The 17,997-nt window shown below is 71.1% G+C and carries 16 protein-coding genes; 14 read left to right on the top strand and 2 right to left on the bottom strand.

Translation table 11 applies throughout. The annotated features are described in order from the left end of the window. The first annotated feature begins 74 nt into the window (after positions 1–74). Genes E1267_RS34355 through E1267_RS34385 form a run of 7 tightly spaced genes read left to right on the top strand, consistent with a single transcriptional unit; the run spans position 75 to position 8,519 of the window. The gene (locus E1267_RS34355) at positions 75–2,624 is read left to right on the top strand and encodes a glycoside hydrolase family 9 protein (RefSeq protein ID WP_132338885.1); all 2,550 of its coding nucleotides are present in this window, start codon (positions 75–77) and stop codon (positions 2,622–2,624) included. Positions 2,625–2,675: 51 nt separating this feature from the next. Beyond that, complete coding sequence (locus E1267_RS34360; RefSeq protein WP_132338887.1) at positions 2,676–2,999, top strand: PadR family transcriptional regulator; 324 nt, start codon at positions 2,676–2,678, stop codon at positions 2,997–2,999. Further along, positions 2,996–3,898: a hypothetical protein gene (locus tag E1267_RS34365; protein ID WP_132338889.1), complete on the top strand. Its 903-nt coding sequence runs from the start codon at positions 2,996–2,998 to the stop codon at positions 3,896–3,898. Before E1267_RS34360 ends, E1267_RS34365 begins: the two co-directional genes overlap by 4 nt. Before the next feature lie 33 nt (positions 3,899–3,931). Next, on the top strand, positions 3,932–4,831 hold the full coding sequence (locus E1267_RS34370) for a hypothetical protein (RefSeq protein ID WP_132338891.1): 900 nt from the start codon (positions 3,932–3,934) through the stop codon (positions 4,829–4,831). A 7-nt stretch (positions 4,832–4,838) separates the two neighbouring features. After that, the gene (locus tag E1267_RS34375) at positions 4,839–6,626 is read left to right on the top strand and encodes a peptidoglycan-binding protein (RefSeq protein ID WP_132338893.1); all 1,788 of its coding nucleotides are present in this window, start codon (positions 4,839–4,841) and stop codon (positions 6,624–6,626) included. Then, entirely contained in the window at positions 6,619–7,341 is a 723-nt protein-coding gene (locus tag E1267_RS34380; RefSeq protein ID WP_132338895.1) for an ABC transporter ATP-binding protein, read from the top strand. Before E1267_RS34375 ends, E1267_RS34380 begins: the two co-directional genes overlap by 8 nt. Continuing rightward, positions 7,341–8,519: an ABC transporter permease gene (locus E1267_RS34385; protein ID WP_132338897.1), complete on the top strand. Its 1,179-nt coding sequence runs from the start codon at positions 7,341–7,343 to the stop codon at positions 8,517–8,519. The genes E1267_RS34380 and E1267_RS34385 overlap by 1 nt, the downstream gene beginning before the upstream one ends. Positions 8,520–8,652: 133 nt before the next feature. Here the strand turns inward: E1267_RS34385 and dacB are convergent, their stop codons facing one another. Beyond that, positions 8,653–10,254, bottom strand: coding sequence for a D-alanyl-D-alanine carboxypeptidase/D-alanyl-D-alanine endopeptidase (gene dacB, locus E1267_RS34390; RefSeq protein WP_132338899.1), 1,602 nt, complete (start codon positions 10,252–10,254; stop codon positions 8,653–8,655). A 198-nt stretch (positions 10,255–10,452) separates the two neighbouring features. Between dacB and E1267_RS34395 the strand changes: the two genes are divergently transcribed. From E1267_RS34395 to E1267_RS34410, 4 genes are all read left to right on the top strand, one after another. Continuing rightward, positions 10,453–11,544, top strand: a complete 1,092-nt coding sequence (locus E1267_RS34395; protein ID WP_132338901.1) for a serine hydrolase domain-containing protein — start codon at positions 10,453–10,455, stop codon at positions 11,542–11,544. Between the two features lie 18 nt (positions 11,545–11,562). After that, positions 11,563–13,044: a S41 family peptidase gene (locus tag E1267_RS34400; protein WP_132338903.1), complete on the top strand. Its 1,482-nt coding sequence runs from the start codon at positions 11,563–11,565 to the stop codon at positions 13,042–13,044. A gap of 243 nt (positions 13,045–13,287) precedes the next feature. Further along, positions 13,288–13,917, top strand: a complete 630-nt coding sequence (locus E1267_RS34405) for a TetR/AcrR family transcriptional regulator (protein WP_132338905.1) — start codon at positions 13,288–13,290, stop codon at positions 13,915–13,917. A gap of 22 nt (positions 13,918–13,939) precedes the next feature. Continuing rightward, complete coding sequence (locus tag E1267_RS34410) at positions 13,940–15,361, top strand: pyridoxal phosphate-dependent decarboxylase family protein (protein WP_132338907.1); 1,422 nt, start codon at positions 13,940–13,942, stop codon at positions 15,359–15,361. A gap of 210 nt (positions 15,362–15,571) precedes the next feature. Here E1267_RS34410 and E1267_RS34415 read toward each other — a convergent pair whose 3' ends face one another. Continuing rightward, the gene (locus E1267_RS34415; RefSeq protein ID WP_165959961.1) at positions 15,572–15,967 is read right to left on the bottom strand and encodes an ATP-binding protein; all 396 of its coding nucleotides are present in this window, start codon (positions 15,965–15,967) and stop codon (positions 15,572–15,574) included. 218 nt (positions 15,968–16,185) lie between these two features. Here E1267_RS34415 and E1267_RS34420 point away from each other — a divergent pair, with 218 nt between their 5' ends. The 3 genes from E1267_RS34420 to E1267_RS34430 all read left to right on the top strand — a co-directional run. Beyond that, the gene (locus E1267_RS34420) at positions 16,186–17,013 is read left to right on the top strand and encodes a helix-turn-helix domain-containing protein (RefSeq protein WP_165959962.1); all 828 of its coding nucleotides are present in this window, start codon (positions 16,186–16,188) and stop codon (positions 17,011–17,013) included. Next, positions 17,000–17,224, top strand: coding sequence for a DUF397 domain-containing protein (locus tag E1267_RS34425; protein ID WP_132338913.1), 225 nt, complete (start codon positions 17,000–17,002; stop codon positions 17,222–17,224). The genes E1267_RS34420 and E1267_RS34425 overlap by 14 nt, the downstream gene beginning before the upstream one ends. 190 nt (positions 17,225–17,414) lie before the next feature. Beyond that, positions 17,415–17,997, top strand: a 583-nt coding sequence (locus E1267_RS34430; protein WP_132338915.1) for an ABC transporter substrate-binding protein, incomplete at its 3' end; no start/stop codon positions are given.

Below are 17,997 nucleotides of genomic sequence, written 5' to 3' on the forward strand. Positions count from 1 at the left end.
GGGCGGCTCTGGGACGCACTATCGGGGTCGCGCGCCAATTGGGAGCGCTCCCACCTCCATGACGAAGGACCTCCATGACCCGATGCCGGGCCGCCTTACTGGCCCTCCTCACCATGGTCGCCCTGTCCCCCGCCGCGTCCCCGGCCGCGTCCCCGGCCGTGGCGGCGCACGCCGACGAGGGACCCGAGCAGATCGTAAACGGCACCTTCGACGCCGGCACCGCCCCCTGGTGGGGCACCCCCGACCTCACCCTCGCCGTGGACGAGGGCCGGCTCTGCGCCGACGTCCCCGGCGGCACCGCGAACCCGTGGGACGTCATCATCGGCCAGGACGGCATCCCGCTGGTGGCGGGCGAAACGTACGCGTACCGGTTCGCCGCCTCCGCGACCCCCGCCAAGGTCGGCCGCGCGCTGATCCAGCTCCCGGTCGACCCGTGGACGCAGTATCTGTCGGCCGCCCCCGAGCTGAGCGTCCCGGGCGACGACCACTCCTACACGTTCACCGCACCCGTGTCGCTGCCCAACGCCCAGGTCGTCTTCCAACTGGGCGGCAGCGCCGAGCCATGGAGGTTCTGCATGGACGACGTCTCGCTGAAGGGCGGGGCCGAGCCGGAGGAGTACGAGCCGGACACCGGACCGCGCGTGCGCGTGAACATGGTCGGCTACCTCCCGGCGGGCCCCAAGAAGGCCACCGTGGTCACCACCGCGACCACGGCACTGGAGTGGGAGCTCAAGGACGCCGGCAAGAAGACCGTCGCCAGGGGCAGGACCACGCCGAGGGGCGTGGACGCCAGCTCCGGCGAGAACGTGCACACCCTCGACTTCAGCGCCCACCGCAAGCCGGGCAAGGGCTACACGGTGACGGCCGACGGCGAGACGAGCAGGCCGTTCGACATCACCGCCGGCCTCTACGACGAGCTGCCGGTCGACGCGCTCAGGTTCTACTACACGCAGCGCAGCGGCATCGAGATCCTCGACACGCTCAGGCCCGGCTACGGCAGACCGGCCGGCCACGCCGGCGTCGCGCCGAACCAGGGCGACGTGGACGTCCCGTGCCAGCCGGGCGTCTGCGACTACACGCTGAACGTCAAGGGCGGCTGGTACGACGCCGGCGACCACGGCAAGTACGTCGTCAACGGCGGCATCTCGGTGCACCAGCTCATGTCCGCGTACGAACGGGACAAGGCGGCGTTCACGGACGGGCAGCTCGCCGTCCCGGAGAGCGGCAACGGCGTTCCCGACGTGCTGGACGAGGCCCGGTGGGAGCAGGAGTTCCTGCTGAGCATGCAGGTGCCGGACGGCGAGCCGTACGCGGGGATGGCCCACCACAAGATCCACGACCAGAACTGGACCGGGCTGCCGCTGCTGCCGCACCAGGACCCGCAGCCGCGCGAGCTGCACCCGCCGTCGACCGCCGCGACCCTCAACCTGGCCGCGACGGCGGCGCAGACGGCGCGGTTGTTCGCGCCGTACGACGCCGCGTTCGCCGCCAGGAACCTGGAGGCGGCCCGCAGGGCGTGGGCGGCGGCCAGGGCGAATCCTGAGCGGTACGCCGACCCGGCGGACGGCGTCGGCGGCGGCGCCTACAACGACGCCGACGTGAGCGACGAGTTCTACTGGGCGGCGGCGGAGTTGTTCATCACGACGGGCGAGAAGGAGTTCGAGTCGTTCGTCCTGGGTTCTCCGCACCACACCGGCGACGTCTGGCGTGATCGCGGGTTCGACTGGGGCAACACCGCGCAGCTCGGCCGGCTGGAGCTGGCGACCGTGCCGAACACGATCCCCGACCGTGGCCGGGTGCGCAGGTCGGTCATCGAGGGGGCGGACAAGTATCTCGCCGTGCAGAAGGCGCACCCGTACGGGCTGCCGTACAACCCGCCGGACTTCGACTGGGGGTCCAACAACCTGGTGCTGAACAACCTGGTGGTCGTGGCCACGGCGTACGACCTGACCGGGCGGGAGAAGTACCGGGCGGCCGTGCGCGAGGGCATGGACTACCTCCTGGGCCGCAACGCGCTCAACCAGTCGTACGTCACCGGCTACGGCGAGGTGGCCTCGAAGAACCAGCACAGCCGCTGGTACGCCCGCCAGCTCGACCCCGCCCTGCCGAACCCGCCGCGCGGCACGCTGGCCGGCGGCCCCAACTCCGCCATCCAGGACCCGGTCGCGCAACGCCTGCTGCGGGGCTGCAAGCCGCAGTTCTGCTACATCGACGACATCGAGTCGTGGGCGACGAACGAGCTGACCATCAACTGGAACGCCCCGCTGGCCTGGGTGGGGGCGTTCCTGGCGGACGGCGGCGGGCGTTCCGGCTGCCGGGTGCGCTACTCGGGACATGGTTCGTGGCCAGGCGGGTTCATCGCGCAGGTGGTGATCGAGAACACCGGCAGGCAGAGTGTGGACGGCTGGAGCCTGCGCTGGTCGTGGCTCGGCGGGCAGCGGGTCGCGGAAGGCTGGGGCGTGAAGCTGGCGCAGTCGGGTTCGGTGGTGACGGCCACGGGGCTGGGCTGGAACGACCGGATCAAGCCGGGCAGGTCGGTGACGTTCGGGTTCGCCGGCACGGGCGGCGCGGGCCCGGATCCGGCTCCCGAGGTCTTCCACCTGAACGGCGAGCGTTGCTCGTGACATGGGCGAGTGCCGTTGCACACGCTCCGTTGAACGGAATACTGTCGCCCCATGCCGAGGGGAACATCTGAAGTCAGCGAGCCGATGTATTTCGTGCTCACCGCCCTGCGCGCGGGCCCGCTGCACGGACACGCGATCAGCAAGTCGATCAAGGAGCTGTCCGCAGGCAGGGTGCGACCGTCGGTCGGCACCCTCTACGGCATCCTGGAGCGGCTCAACGAGCGCGGAGTGATCACCGTTGACCGCGAGGAGACGGTCAACGGCCGTAACCGCCGCTACTTCAGGATCACCGACGAGGGCCAGGCGCTCGTGGAGGCGGAGGCGAGGCGGATGCAGGAGGCCGCCTCGCTCGTGCTGCGGCCGTCCAGCACATGACCGTCGTCCCGCAGGGCAGCACGCTGGAGCGCCGCTACCGCGCGCTGCTGCGGGCCTACCCGCGCGCCTACCGCACGGCGCATGGTGACGAGTTGCTCGACGTGCTGCTGGAGTCCGCGGACCCCGGCAGGACCGTGCCCGTGCCGAGGGAGGCGTGGGGGCTGCTGGCGGGCGGCGTGCGCAGCCGCGTCGTTCACCTGGCGACGGGCAGCCCCTGGAAGGACGGCCTGCACCTGGGCGTGACGGCTCTGGCGGCGTTGCACCTGGCGGCGCTGCTGCCGTACGCGGGGACGCTGCCGCTGTGGACGGCGGCGTCGGCGCTCGCCCTGGTCGCCGTCCTGCGTGGGTGGGCGTGGGCGGCGATCCCGCTCACGCTGGTCGTCGGCATGAAGGCGGTCGCGATCGCGGGCGGCCGGCAGTTCTTCGATCTCACACTGCTGCCCGTCTACCCGTCGCCGCTCGGGGATCAGGCGTTGTTCGCCGACAGCAACCCGTACGTGGTGGCGGGCGGATACGCGGTCATGCTGGCCGGCCTGGGGGTGCTGGCCGCGCGCGGGCGGCCGCTGCGGGCCCGGTCGTGGTGGTGGTGCGCGGCCGTCGTGGCCGCCGCGTGGTCGGGGCCGCAGTGGATGGCGGAGGACAGCACGTTCGCCCTCTCCCTGAGCCGGATGGCCGTGGAGGCGGCGGCGTTCGGGCTGGCGGCCGGGGCCGGCTACCTGGCGCGCGACTACCGGTGGGCGCTGGCTGCGGGGATCTATCTGGTGGTGGCCTCGGGTGATCTGGCCGCCCATTCCGCCGAGCTGACCAGGCAGCACCTGGCCTACTGGGGCGTGCTCGCCGTGCTTGCGCTCTGGACCGCCAGCGCGCCCTTCCGGCAACGGCGGCACTGTCTGGATTGACCATACTCCGTTGAACGTAGTACGGTCAGCGACATGCCGTACAGACACCACGTGCGCACGATCCTGCCGCTGGCCGCCCTGGCCGTGCTCTGCGGCTGCGGGGGCGCCGCGGAGACCGCCGCGCCCTCGCCCAGCACGACGAGCGACAAGAAGCACCGGCTCGAAGCGGCCAAGGCCGACTGCATGAAGCAGAAGGGCTTCAAGTACGTCCCGTTCGTGTCGCGCAGCCAGAAGCCGGACACCGACGAGAGCCGCAAGCGCGCCGCGGGCGACTACCAAGCTTTGCGGAAATATCGCGAAAAATACGGGTTCGGGGTGTTCGCCATGTACGTCTACCCCAAGGAAATGGGCAACCCGGCGGTCGAGCCCGAGAACCCCGAGGTCAATCCCAACTGGGAGATCCAGTCCTCGCTCTCCAAGGCACAGCTGGGCGTCTACCAGAAGGCGCAGGACGCCTGCATGGTCACAGCGGCGGGTCAGGTGCTCGGCCTGAAGCTGAAGTCGGGCGCCGACTACTACGCCGAGCAGAACAAGATCCGCGAGCGCGAGCTCGCGAGGGCCGTCAACAGCGATCCCGCGCTGGTCGAGCTCGCCGGCGCCATGGCCACCTGTCTGAAGAGCAAGGGCCACGCGATCAGCGACACCACGCCGCTGGCCATGGCGAAGCGCGGCCCGGAGATGTTCCGTGCCCAGGAGGACAAGCTGGGCCGGGAGCAGCGGGACGACGTGCCCGACGTCGCGCCTCCGGCGAAGGAGGGCGAGCTGTCGATGACCTACGCCCCCTCCCTCACCCCCGTGGAGGCGCGGCCCTACCTGAACAGGGAGACCAAGGCGGCGCTCGACGACCTGGAGTGCGGCAAGGACTTCTACCCCGCCTACCTGCCGCGCGAGCAGGCGATCGACAAGCAGGTCAGCGACCGGCTCGGCATGTGAAGACACCGTGAAGTCGCCACGCAGACTCCTGGCCGGCGTCATCGCCGGCGTCGTCGTCATCGCCGCCGTGGGCTGGGGGCTCAGCACCCGGTTACGCTCGCCCGCCGACGAGGCGGCCCGCAGGGCCGCGCCCCGGCCCTCGCTCGTCACCGCCGCCGTCGAGCGCCGCAAGCTCGTCAGCACCGTCGTGACCAGCGGCACCCTGGAGTACGGCTCCCCCAGGCCCATCAGCCTCGCCGGCGTCGTCGGCGGCCCGGCGGGTGACCCCGCCGGCGACGCGTCGGGGCTCCAGCGGGCGACCCGGGCACCGCGCAAGGGCCGGATCAAGGAAGGCTCGGTGCTGATGGAGGTCAACGGCCGCCCGGTGTTCGCGCTGCGCGGCTCCGTACCGATGCACCGCACGATCGCGCCCGGCAGCAAGGGAGCCGACGTCAGGCAACTGCAGCGGGCGCTGCGCCGGCTGGGCTTCGGCGGCCCTCTCACGGGCGTGTTCGACCGCGCCACGATCGCCGCCGTCACCAGGATGTACACCAGGAAGGGGTACGAGGCCCAGCAGCCGAAATTAGCCGACCGGCAAGCGTACGACACGCTGCGCAAGGCCGTACAGACGGCTCGGGAAACCCTCGCGACCGAGAAGCAGGCACTCGACCAGGGACGCGACGTGCTACCGCTGAAGGTCAAGCTCGACAACGCCGAAGCGGACATGACGTCGGCGAAACGGGCGCTGCAGAAGGCCGAGGAGCGGCGGCTGACGCCCGAGGACGAGACGAAGCTGGCGGCGGCTGACACGGCCGTACGCGCGGCGGAGGAGAAGCTGGCGGCGGCCGAGCAGGCGCTGGAGGAGGCCAGGACCCGGCCGGACCCCGGGCCCACGGCCACACCCACGTCCGGGCCCACGTCCGGGTCCACGCCCACATCGGGGACCTCGGTCGTCGCGGCGACCCAGCCCCCGGCCGACACGGGCCTGCTGCGGATGAGGGTCGAGAACGCCAGGGCCGACCTCGCCGCCGCCCGCGAGGCGCGCGGCCGGGTCCTGGAGGAGGCGCGGCAGGCCAGGGCGAAACGACTGGAGGAACTGCGCAAGGCCGTGCGCACCGCCAAGGAGGCGCTGGTCACGGCCCGGCAGGCGCTGCGCCAGGCCCGGCAGCTCACCCCCACCAGGCTCAAGGTGGCGGGCGCCGAGAAGGACGTGGCCGCCGCCAGGTCGATGCTGGACGAGTACGCCCGCACGTACGGCACCTCCGTCCCGCCCGGCGAGGTGGTGTTCCTGCCGACGTTGCCCGCCCGGGTGCAGAAGGTGTCGGTGAAGGCCGGGCAGCGCGTCGAGGACGAGGTCGCCACCGTGACCAGCTCGTCGTTCATGGTGACCGGGAGCGTCGAGGCGGCGGAGTCCGAGCTGTTGCGCGCGGGCATGGAGGCGACCATCGAGATCGACACCGGCAGGACGTACCGGGCCACGCTCACCGCGGTCGGCGACCAGGCCAAGGTGCCGGGCGTCGAGGAGCCCTCGGAGGGCGCCGTGCCGATCCTGCTCACTCCCACCAAGGGCAAGGGGCTCAAGGCGGGGACGGCGGTGACGGCGCGGGTCACCGTGGGGGCGACCGAGGAGCCCGTGCTGGTGGTCCCGGTGGCCGCGGTGATCACTTCGGCGGACGGGAAGGCGCGCGTCCGCGTCGAGTACGAGCCCGACAGGACCAAGGACGTCGAAGTGCGCACGGGCCTGACCGCGGACGGGAACGTCGAGGTCACCGGCGCGCTCAAGGAGGGCGACCGGGTGGTGGTCAGCGGTGGCTGAACCCGTCATCGAGCTGACGGAGGTGTGCAGGGAGTTCCCCGCCCGGCCGCCGGTCCGCGCTCTCGACCGCGTCACGCTCAAAGTCGACAGGGGCGACTACGTGGCCGTCGCGGGCCCGTCGGGCTCCGGCAAGTCCACCCTGCTCAACGTGCTCGGGCTGCTCGACCGGCCCAGTTCGGGCAGCTACCGGCTGGACGGCGCCGAGACCACGACACTGCGCGACGGCGCGAGGACCCGGTTGCGCGGCGACCGGATCGGCTTCGTCTTCCAGTCGTTCCACCTGCTGTCCCACCGCAGCGTCGTGGAGAACGTCATGCTCGCCGAGATCTACCGCGGACGGACGGGAGCGCGCAACGTACCGGCGCGCTCCGGCACGACGAAGAAGGGACGCGGCGGCCGGCGCGCACGGGCGATGGCCGCGCTGGAGCGGGTCGGCGTCGCCCACCGCGCCGGTTTCCTGCCCGGCCTGATGTCCGGCGGCGAACGCCAGCGGGCGGCCATCGCCAGGGCCCTCCTGGGCGAGCCGTCGCTGCTGCTGTGCGACGAGCCCACCGGCAACCTCGACAGCCGCAACACCGAGGCGGTGCTCGACCTGTTCGACGAGTTGCGCGGGCAGGGGCTGACGATCGTGGTCATCACGCACGAGCAGGAGGTCGGCGCGCGGGCCGAGCGCCGGGTGCGCATCACCGACGGTGTGCTGGTGGAGGAGGGCTGATGCACGTACGTGACCTGATGGGCGAGGCCGTGGCCGGCATGCTCGCCCGGCCGATGCGCTCGGCCCTCACCACGCTCGGCACCGTGCTCGGCATCACCACGCTCGTCGTCACGCTGGGTGTGGCCGCGACGGCGGGCAACCAGATCATCGGCCGTTTCGACGCGCTGGTGGCCACGGCCATCACCGTGGAGGTGCCCGAGTCGGAGCACACGCCGCTGGTGGAGTGGGACGCGATCGACCGGCTGACCCCTTTGCGCGGCGTCGAGTCGGCCGCCGCCGTGGCCGAGAGCAGGGACAGCTCCAACCTGTCCGTACGCTCCAACGACATCGTCGACCCGACCAGGGTCACCAGGCAGTCCTTGACCGTGCTGGCCGCGACGACCGGGCTCCCGGAGGCGGCGCGCGGCCGGATGGTGCAGGGCCGCTTCTACGACACGGGACACATCCGGCGGGGCGACCGGGTGGCGGTCATCGGCGACCAGGCGGCCAGGGCGCTCGGCGTCACCCGGCTCGACCGGTCGCCGGCGATCTTCATCGGCAAGCACGCGTACACGGTCATCGGCATCCTGGGCGACCTGCGCCGCGAGCGGGACCTGAGCACCGCGGTGATCGTGCCGCCGACCGCGGGCCGGCAGTTCGGGCTGCGCGACGTCACCCGGGTGCTGGTCAACACGTCTCTGGGCGCCGCCGGGCTGATCGCCGGCCAGGCGCCGGCCGCCCTCAGCCCGGGGAACGGCGACATGCTCCAGGTGGTCGCCCCGCCCGGCCCCACCAGGGCCCGCGACCAGGCACAGGACGACGTCAACGCCCTCTTCCTCATCCTCGGCCTGGTCTCGCTGGTCGTGGGGGCCGTCGGCATCGCGAACGTCACCCTGGTCACCGTCATGGAGCGCGTACCGGAGATCGGCCTGCGCCGCGCGCTCGGCGCCGCCCGGCGGCACATCGCCGCCCAGTTCCTGCTGGAGTCGACGCTGATCGGGCTGACCGGGGGTGTGATCGGCGCGAGTCTGGGCGTGGTGACCGTGGTCGCCGTCTCGGCCGCCAAGCAGTGGACACCGCTGCTGGACGTACGCCTGGCTATTGCCGCGCCGATCGCGGGGGCCGTGGTGGGGCTGCTGGCAGGGCTGTATCCGGCGCTGCGCGCGGCCGGAATGGAGCCGGTGGACGCTCTGAGGTGACGCGCGCGACGCATGCGGATCGGCCTGTTCAGCCGCTGCCTGGGCTACCGGCTCGCTCATGAACAGGACTCGATGATCACCTTGATCGCACCGGCTCCGAGGCCGGCCGCGCAGCCGTTTCATCAGTTCGGGGTCAGCCGCTCTGGGTGATGTACGCCGCCGCGGCGATCTCCCCCAACGCCTGCCCGGTCACCTTGGACATCTCCCTGGCCGCATCGGCCGACGCGGTCTCGATGCCCACGAAGGCCGCGAAGGTCAGCCGCCGGCTCCCGGGGAGCTCGACGTATCCGGCCAGGGCCTGGCGGTTCATCCACTTGCCGTCCTCGTTCCGCAAGCTCGTGCCGGTCTTGGCGTGGACATGGCCCGCCGCCGGCGAGTCGGGCTGGATGTTCTTGAGGGTCCCGTCCCGGCCGAGGATCGGGAGAGCGGCGCGGTAACGATGGAAGTGCGGTTGCCGCGCCATGTAGGCAAGGAATTCCACGAAATACTGCGGCGTGTAGCGGTTCTGCGCCGACCCTGGGGGTTCCGGGTCGAAGCCGGCCTTCTCGAACAGCTCACGCCGTACCCGCTGCCCCGCCGCCTTCGGATCGTCCGGGTCCCGCCCGGCGATGGCCCCGATCAGGTACGGGAACGCCTCCGTATGCAGGTTGCTGCTGACCTTGAGCATGGGCTTGAGCTGGTCGGACAGGACCGGAGAGAGATACTCGGCGACCAGGCGCCGGGCACCGGACCCGGTCGTGGCCCCCCGCCGCGCGCCGATGCGCACGCCCTTGTCCCGCAGCAACCGTGCGAAGATCGCCTGGGTGAACGCCGCTGGTTCCGGGACGAAGTACGCACGGAACAGGCCGGGGCTGTCGTCGGGGATGTCTCCGGTCAGGCGCACCGTACGAGTGCCGTCGGGGTGTCGTACGTCGTCGGCGAAGGCGAGCGGGCGCGCGGAGGCCGCCTCGGCGGCGGCGATCGTGCGCACCTCGTTCACTATGCGGACGTAGGAAGAGCGCGGGGAGACGTCCAGGGCGGCTGGCATCCCAGGGCGGCTGCCGGGTCCGACGGAGACGTCCACGAGATTGTCGTTGAGCATGACCGGGGAAATGGTGGCCGTCACGCCGTTGGCCAGGTTCTCGGTGCCTTCACGGAAGAGGGTGCCGTCCACCAGCACCCGCCCCTCGACCCGCTTGATCCGTGTCGCCACCTCGGCCGCGAGCCGGCGGAGCTCCCGCACCGGGTCACCGCTGACAGGACCCGCCCCAGGAGTGGTGTGGTAGGTGTGGTCCGGGTCGGGCAGGGCCAGGCCCCCGTCGGGGCGCAGCCGTCCGGCCAGCAGCAGGTCGCCCCCCGCCACCAGCACGAGGTCGCCGTGCAGCACACCGCCGCGCACGGGTCCGGTCCGGTAGACGCGGGTGGGCATGCGCCGGTCGTGCCCCAGCGTCAGGAACGCCGTGCCACCGACGAAGACCTTCGATGAGGACCCGGCGACGAACGGCTCGCCGGTGTTGAGCGCGTAAATCGACTCCCCGGTGTCCGGCGCGTAGAACTGCGCCCCCCAACGGGCGCCGCCGAAAGCGGGCCGCGCCATGATCTCCTCGATCCTGCGCGCCAGGTCGGCGTCGGGAGCGGCCTGGACGAGCCGCGGGGCGGCGGTGAGGGTGCCGGCCAGCGGAACGGTGCCCAGTAAGCCGAGGACGGACCGTCGCGACAGTTGCCAGGTATCGAGGTGTGTCGGGTTCGTGGCCACCAGTTTCTCCCGTTCGTTGGGAACCCTGATCCGAAGGACCGCTCGGGCTCTTCAGCAAGGCGCGCTTCGCCGAGGCATTGAACGCGGCGGCTTGTTTCCCGGCCGTTTCCTGCTGGCACCGGAGACGGAAACGAGGAGGAAACAGCGGAACGGCCATACAGGACGGCGAACGTCCTCACCAGAGGAAGGACCTGTGCAGTGAACCGAAGCACCGCGATCGGGCTGGCATGCTCGATCCTGGCCATGGGCCTGGCCACTCCGGCGCCCGCCGCCGCCCAGCCGCGGACCGGCGACGTGCAGCAGGCGATGGACGCCTTGGCGAAGACGCCGGGAGTGGTGGGAGCCATCGGGGAGGCGTACCACGACGGCAGACGCATCGATGGCGGCACGGCCGGCTCGCGCCTGATCGACGGCAAGGGCGGCAGGATCCCAGCCGGCGCCCGCTACCGCGCCTGGTCCCTGACCAAACAGTTCACCGCCACCGTGTTGCTGCAACTCGTCAAGGAGGGCAAGCTCGGCGTGGACGACAAGCTGGGTGCGGTCCTGCCGGTGACGGCGGAACAGGACCTGGTCGAGCGGGCCGGCGAGATCACCGTACGGCACCTCCTTCAGCACACCTCCGGTATCCCCGACTACACCGGGCACCCGGATCTGAGGCCCTTCGACGACCTCACTACCCGATACTCCCCGCTCGACCTGGTGAAGATGTCTCGCGGCCGGCCCAGGCAGCAGGAGCCGGGTGAGCGGTTCAGCTACTCCAACACCAACTACATCCTGCTCGGGGCGATCATCGAGAGGCTGACCGGCCGTACGCTGGCCGTGGAGTTCCAGCGGCGGCTGCTCAAGCCGCTCAGGATGAGCCGCTCCTACCTGCCCGTCCGACCAGGGCAGGGCATCAAGGGGCCCCACGGGCACGGCTACTACCCCGGGCCCCCGGACGGCACGCCGCGCGACGTGGACCGGATGAACACCACCAGCCTGTGGGCGGCCAGCGGCCTGATCTCGACCTCGCGCGACCTGGCCACGTTCTACCGCGCGCTCGCCCAGGGGCGGCTACTGCCTGCCGCGCTCCGGGAGGTGATGAGGTACCCGGTGGAGGAGCAACCCGTGTGCGGTGGCTCGATCAGCCTGTACCGGGGTTCCGGGCCCGGCGGGCTGGCCATGACCTTCACCTCCGCCGACGGCCGCCTGCAGTTCGCGGTGTCGGCGACGACCAGCATCGCGGGCCAGGGCCGGGTACGTCCGGCTCTGCAGAAGGCCGCCGAAGCGGTGCTCTGTCCTGGCACGTGAGAAAGCAGGGAGTAACCCATGCGTACACGTTTGAGCAAAAGCGCGTTCTGGTCCCGTGCCGCGGTGGTGTGCACGCTGCTGCTGGCCGGTGCCCCTGCAGCCGGCAACGCGGACCCGGTCAGCGCGGCTGAAGCCACGAGCGCCGGCCAGGCCCCGCTTCCCTGCGCCGAAGCCCCCAGCCAGTCCCCGTCCGGCCGGACACCGGCACCGACCCCGGCGGCGGCCACGCAGGTCAGCACCATCGGGCAGGCATACACCTGCATCCTCGATCACTACTTCGCCCGCGACCGGCTGAACCACCGCGACCTTCTCGCCGCCGCCTTCAGCGGGCTGACCGTCGAACTCGCCCGGCAGGGTCTCGACCGGTCCGACGCCATGATGCCGCCGCTGGAGGGCGACCGGGCCGCCGACTGGGCGGCCTTCGCCGCCGTCTACGAGCGCATCACCGCCGCCCTGCCCGCCGACGCGGCGCGACGACAGGCGGTGGCCGCGGCGACGATCAACACGATGGTGGGCAACCTGCGCGACAACCACGTGCGCTGGGCCCGTATCGCGCCCCCGCCAGGCGAGCCACGCGAGATGTACGGGCTCGGCATCGCCACCTCCTACACCCCCTACCACGCCGCCCACGCACCACAACGAGCCCGGGCACCGCTGCACATCACCGCCGTGACCGGCGGGCCGGCCGCCGAGTTGCGTCTGCGGCCCGGCGACGTCATCCAGTCGGTCAACGGCGCACCTCTGTTCGCCGGAGGAATCCTGTCCACGGGCGCGCTCGGCATGCTCCACCCGAACTCGGCCGCCGACGACCCCGTACGCCTGTCCCTGCGCCGCCCGTCCACCGGCCGTACCTGGACCGCCACCCTGAAGCCCGGCTGGTTCACCCCGACGGCTCGCAACGTGACGCCCACGCTGCTCGGCGGCGACATCGCCGCCATCCGCATGGGCGCCTTCACCCCCGGCGTCGCCGACGAGGTGCTGGCGGCCGTGGCCGACCTGGGCGAACTCGCCGACCTGCGCGGGGTCGTCCTGGATCTGCGGGGCAACACCGGTGGCTCTCCGGCGGAGGTCGCGCGCCTGCTCGGCGCCTTCGCCCACGGCAAGATCACCGGCTACAACTGCGACCCTGGCGGCACCTGCACCGCGCATCGCACCGACGACACCGTGCCCCTCATCAAGCTGCCCCTGGCCGTGCTCACCGACGACCTCTGCGCCTCCGCCTGCGACCACTTCACCGGCGCGGTCAAGCATCACAAGCTCGGGCCGGTGATCGGCACGCGTACGTCGGGGATGGTGTCGGGGGTCGCGTACCCGTACGTCCTCGACGACGGCAGCACGCTACGCCTGCCCACGCACTACGGCCTCGGGCCCAACCGCGAGATCGTCAATGGCATCGGCGTGCCACCCGACCACGTCGTTCCACGGACCGCCGCAGACCTGTCGACCGGCCGCGATCCGGCCATGGCCAAGGCCCTCGCCCTGGTCGGCAAGGTCTCCTGATCCGAGCCTGATCACCGGCAGCTGCCTGAACGACGACGAACTCGCCGTCATCGCGGGCACACCGCATGGTGGCAGGCAGGGTGCCGGTGGCGCTGATCGAAGACATCGACGCCACACAAGCTCCGGCCCGTTCCGGACGCGGAACTTCCGGAACGGGGTCTACCGTCGCTGCCGCGGCGGCCGAAGGTAGATTCTCCATCAAGTGATTGACGGAGGCGTGGCAGCCGAATTACGTTCGGTAGCATGCCACCCGGAGAGACCGCGCAGGTCGCGCAGATCCTGAGAGCCGCGACCCAGCTGTTCGCCGCGCTGGGCTACGACGGCACCTCGACGCGCCAGATCGCCGACGCGGCCGGGCTCAACATCGCCACCGTCAACTACCATGTGGGCGGCAAGCGAGAGCTCTACCTCGCCGTCATGGAGCGCGCGCACCAGGCGGAGAAGGCGGCCCTGGAGCAGGCACTCGACCGGCTGCCCGGCGACGATCCCACGGCCGGGATCCACCGGCTGATCGACGACTACCTCGACTTCTGCGTGGACAACCCCGAGATCCCCGCCCTGTGGATGCACCGCTGGCTGTCCGACGCGGGCGACATCACCGAGCTGGAGCGCCGTTACGTACAGCCGCTCTTCGCCGCGGTCACCGCCACCATGCGGCCCATCGCCGAGTCGGGGCTGATCGACGCGAGAGTGGACCTCGAATACACGATGTGGACGGTCGTCTGGTCCGTGCACGGATTCGCCAAGGGCGGGGTGCTCGACGACCAGGGCCGCCGCAGAGGAGCCGGCGACCGGGCCCCGCTGCGCCGTTTCCGCGCCCACCTGCACCTGACCGTGCACCGCATGCTCGGCCTGCCGGGCGACCCCCGGTGAGCTTCGCCCCGAAGGAGCCCGCGTGAGCCTCCCCCCGACCGGACGGACGGCCGAGGACCTGCTGACCGAGATCGCGAAGCTCAAGGGGAACGACTTACCGGTGCGCGGCGGCCAGGTGACCGCGTACGTCTACGACACCGGGCGGGCCGGGATCGGCGAGGCGGCGGCGCGGGCGTACGCCGAGATGCTGGAGGTCAACTGCCTCGACCCGACCGCGTTCCCCAGCGTGGTCGAGATGGAGCGGCAGGTCGTCGGCGCGGTCGCGGACCTGCTCGGCGGCGGCCACGGCATCTTCACCAGCGGCGGCACCGAGTCGATCATGCTGGCGGTCAAGGCCGCCCGCGACGCCGCAGGACGCTCCCGACCCACCCTCGTGCTTCCGGTCACCGCCCACCCCGCCTTCCACAAGGCGGCGCACTACCTGGGGATCGAGGTCGTGCCGGTGCCCGTGGACCTGGCGACGTACAAGGTGCGGGCGAGCGACGTCGAGGCGGCCATGGACGCGGACACGATCATGGTGGTCGCCTCCGCGCCCTCCTACCCCCAAGGGGTGATCGACCCGATCGAGGAGGTCGCCGCCGTCGCCGCCCGCGCGGGCGTTCCGTGCCACGTGGACGCGTGCGTGGGCGGGTGGCTGCTGCCGTGGTTACGGGAGGCGGGCGCGGCGGTCCCGCCGTTCGACCTGTCCGTGCCGGGCGTCACCTCCCTCTCCTGCGACCTGCACAAGTTCGGGTACGCCCCCAAGGGCGCCTCCGTGGTGCTGTTCGCCGACCCGGCGATGCGGCGCAGGGCGTACTTCGCCTCGGCGGCCTGGCCCGGCTACACGATCATCAACGCGACCGTGCAGAGCTCCAGGTCGGCGGGCCCGCTCGGTGGCGCATGGGCCACGTTGCAGGCGCTCGGCAGGCAGGGGTACGTCGAGCTCGGCCGGTCCGCGCTGGAGGCTACGGCCAGGCTGCGCGAGGGGATCACCGCCATCCCCGGGCTGCGCGTGCTGGGCGAGCCCGAGGCGTCGCTGGTGGCGTTCGCCGGGGACGGGATCGACGTGTTCGTGCTGGCGGACGAGGCCAGGGCGCGGGGCTGGTTCCTGCAGCCGCAGCTCTCCTACGCCGGCATCCCGGCCAACCTGCACATCACGGTCACGGGGGCGACGATGTCAGGGGTGGAGGCCATGCTGAAGGTCATCGCCGAGTCGGCCGGGGCCGCCCGGCTGCGCGGCCCGGTCGTGCTGCCCGACGGGCTGGTCGAGCTGGTGGCGGGGCTGGACCTGGACGCGCTGGACGACGCCGCGTTCGCGGAGCTGGCCGCCTCGGTGGACGTGGACCTGCGGCCGGGGGCGGGGCAGCCGGAGATGGCGACGGTCAACGCCGTCCTGGACGCGCTGCCGGCTCCGGCCAGGGAGGCGGTGCTGGTGCGCTTCCTGTCGGTCATCTACGGCTCCTAGCCGACGAGGCCTTGCCGCCGAGTTGCCTTCGGCTCGCACGCATCGCCGGTGGGCAACCTTCCTGTTCCAGGTGCACGTACAGTTCGGCCAGGGTCGCACCGCACCGAACGTTGGAAAGCCCACCACCCAGGGGCACGAGGACAGCGCGGAAGGCGATGTAGCCGCCCCCGGCCCCCTCCATGATCGTCCACCCCGGGAACACCCTCTCCATCAGGCCTCCGGCACGGCAACGGCAGTCGCCAGCTCGGCCCAGACGACGCGGCGACCACGTTCGACGACGTACGTGCCGCATCGGGCGCTGAGCCCCGCCACGATGCCCAGCCCGCGCCCCGCCTCCTCCATGGGCGCGGGTTGGCGGGGTATGAAGCCCGGCGCCGACGTCGGGGTGCCCGGGTCGATCACCTCCAGACGTACGAACCCGGCACCGAACCCCAGCCGCAGCCCCACCCAGTCGCGCCCCGTCCCGTCCGGCACGTGCTGGATGACGTTGGCCACCAGCTCGGCGACGATCTGCAGCGCATCGGTCCGCATGACGGCGGGGGCGTCGGCAAGCCACAACCCGATCGCTTGGCGGGCCTGCCACGAGGTACGCGCCCCGCGCCGCAACGTCGTCTCCCTCCAGAGGGATACGTCCGGTCTTTCCGGTGCGCACCTTTTCGACCCCGCCGGGATTTTGAGCATGAGCCTCAACACCTTTCTCGCGTTCTTGAACCCCTTCCCAGAGTGACTCTCCATCGCTAACTTGTAATCAGCACATGACTGTCCGTGCTGGAACAGACCTGTGCCGCCATTGTCTGTGCGCTTGCTCCGCAGAGGACCCCGGCATGACCTTGGACGAGCAGTTCCAACCCCCGCCCCCTGAAACACCCACCTACGGCGTTGTGTTGAAAAATGCACGCACTGCCGCCGGCCTCTCCCAAGTGGCCCTGGGAAACATCGTCTCGTGCAGCGAAAGCCTCATCGGGCTGGTCGAACGCGGCCAGCGAAAGCCGACCAAGAGCTTCACCATCGCGGTCGAGTCCGCCCTCGGCCTGAACGGCGACCTCTTCCGGCTCCTGCCCAACACCCGCGTCATGTCCGTGCCGAAGTGGTTCAGCGAGTGGCCGGCCGTGGAAGAGAGCGCCCACACGATCCGCACGTGGCAACCACTCGTGGTTCCCGGCCTTCTCCAGACTGAGCGCTATGCCCGAGCCATCCTCGCCGCCGAACCGGGAGCCACCGAGCAGTGGATCGAGGAAGCCGTCGAGACCCGGCTACGGCGGCAGTCCGTGTTCGAGCGCAACGATCCGCCCATGTATTGGGCGTTGCTCGACGAATGCGTTCTCCTCCGGCCCGTCGGCGGGAAAGAAGTCATGCGGGAGCAGTTGGAGCACCTGCTGGCGATGGCCGAACGCCCCAACATCTCGATCCAAGTGGTGCCACTGGACGTAGGCTCAACCGCAGGCTTGCTGGGAGGCTTCTCCCTCGCCCGAAGCGAAGGCATACCGGACCACATCTCACTCGAAGACGCCGCGCACGGCTCCGTAACCGCTCACGAAGAAGCCGTGCGGCGCGTTAGTGTCAGATACGACGCTATTCACAAATGGGCACATCCCATACACATGAGTCAGCGACTGATACGTGAGGTGGCGGCACGGTATGAACATCAGTGACGAACTCGGCACCGAGCTTGAAGCCGCTCAGTGGACCAAATCAACCCTCTCCGGCTCCAGCGGCGGCGACTGTCTCTACGCGGCCAAACTCACCGGCGACCGATACGCCATCCGCGACTCCGAACAGCCTGACGTTCCACCCATGGTCCTGCGCGGCGACGTCTTCCGCGCCTTCATCGGCGGCGCCAAACTCGGCGAATTCGACTTCTGATACGACAGCCGGACTTTGTGATCTTGGGCGTGGGGGCGGCAAGGGACTGACTGGGCTGGGCCGGCACCACGTCCGCCGCCGGGTCTCCTGGCAGCGCTGGACCGTCGGAGTCCACCTCGACCGTGCTCAATGCTTGACGGTCATCGTATGGTCACGCAGTGAGTCACCGCCTGCCGTACATGATGGGGAGATGACGTCGCAGGTCGTAGGGGTGCCGCTCTCGCTCACCGGGAGGTTCGCCCGGTTCGGGGAGCAGGCCGGGCTCGGGCTGGAGGTGTGGCGGGCGGCCGTAGGCGGGGTGGAGCTGATCGTCGAGGACGATCGGAGCGATCCCGACGTGCTGGAGCGGGTGTTGCGCGGGCTGGCTGGCCGGTGCGATCTGCTGCTGGGGCCGTACTCCACGCACCTCATGCGCCGGGCGGGGCGGGTCGCGGCGGAGCTGGACCTGCTGGTGTGGAATCACGGCGGGGCGGGTGATGACGTGCAGGGCGCGCATCCCGGTCATGTCGTGTCGGTACTGGCGCCGGCCGGCGCGTACGCGGAACCGTTCGTGCGGCGGCTGGCCGAGGAGGGCGAGCACGACCGGTTGTGGGTCGTGCCCGGCAAGGGGAGTTTCGGGCGGCAGGTCGCGGCGGGCGCCGAGCGGGCGGCGAACGAGCGGGGCATTCCGGTGACCGTGGCCGGGCCTGGGGACGCGCTGCCCGTCGGCGGGTCATGGAACCTGCTGTGCTGCGGGTCCTTCGAGGAGGATGTCGCGGTGATCGGGAGGGCCG

Origin of the sequence: Nonomuraea longispora (assembly GCF_004348345.1) — a bacterium.
Taxonomy (GTDB): Bacteria; Actinomycetota; Actinomycetes; order Streptosporangiales; family Streptosporangiaceae; genus Nonomuraea; species Nonomuraea longispora.

Excerpts from the sequence above, each read along its gene's own strand:
- E1267_RS34355 (WP_132338885.1), top strand. The coding sequence starts at position 75 with ATGACCCGATGCCGGGCCGCCTTACTGGCCCTCCTCACCATGGTCGCC.
- E1267_RS34360 (WP_132338887.1), top strand. The coding sequence starts at position 2,676 with ATGCCGAGGGGAACATCTGAAGTCAGCGAGCCGATGTATTTCGTGCTC.
- E1267_RS34365 (WP_132338889.1), top strand. The coding sequence starts at position 2,996 with ATGACCGTCGTCCCGCAGGGCAGCACGCTGGAGCGCCGCTACCGCGCG.
- E1267_RS34370 (WP_132338891.1), top strand. The coding sequence starts at position 3,932 with ATGCCGTACAGACACCACGTGCGCACGATCCTGCCGCTGGCCGCCCTG.
- E1267_RS34385 (WP_132338897.1), top strand. The coding sequence starts at position 7,341 with ATGCACGTACGTGACCTGATGGGCGAGGCCGTGGCCGGCATGCTCGCC.
- E1267_RS34400 (WP_132338903.1), top strand. The coding sequence starts at position 11,563 with ATGCGTACACGTTTGAGCAAAAGCGCGTTCTGGTCCCGTGCCGCGGTG.
- E1267_RS34405 (WP_132338905.1), top strand. The coding sequence starts at position 13,288 with ATGCCACCCGGAGAGACCGCGCAGGTCGCGCAGATCCTGAGAGCCGCG.
- E1267_RS34420 (WP_165959962.1), top strand. The coding sequence starts at position 16,186 with ATGACCTTGGACGAGCAGTTCCAACCCCCGCCCCCTGAAACACCCACC.
- E1267_RS34425 (WP_132338913.1), top strand. The coding sequence starts at position 17,000 with ATGAACATCAGTGACGAACTCGGCACCGAGCTTGAAGCCGCTCAGTGG.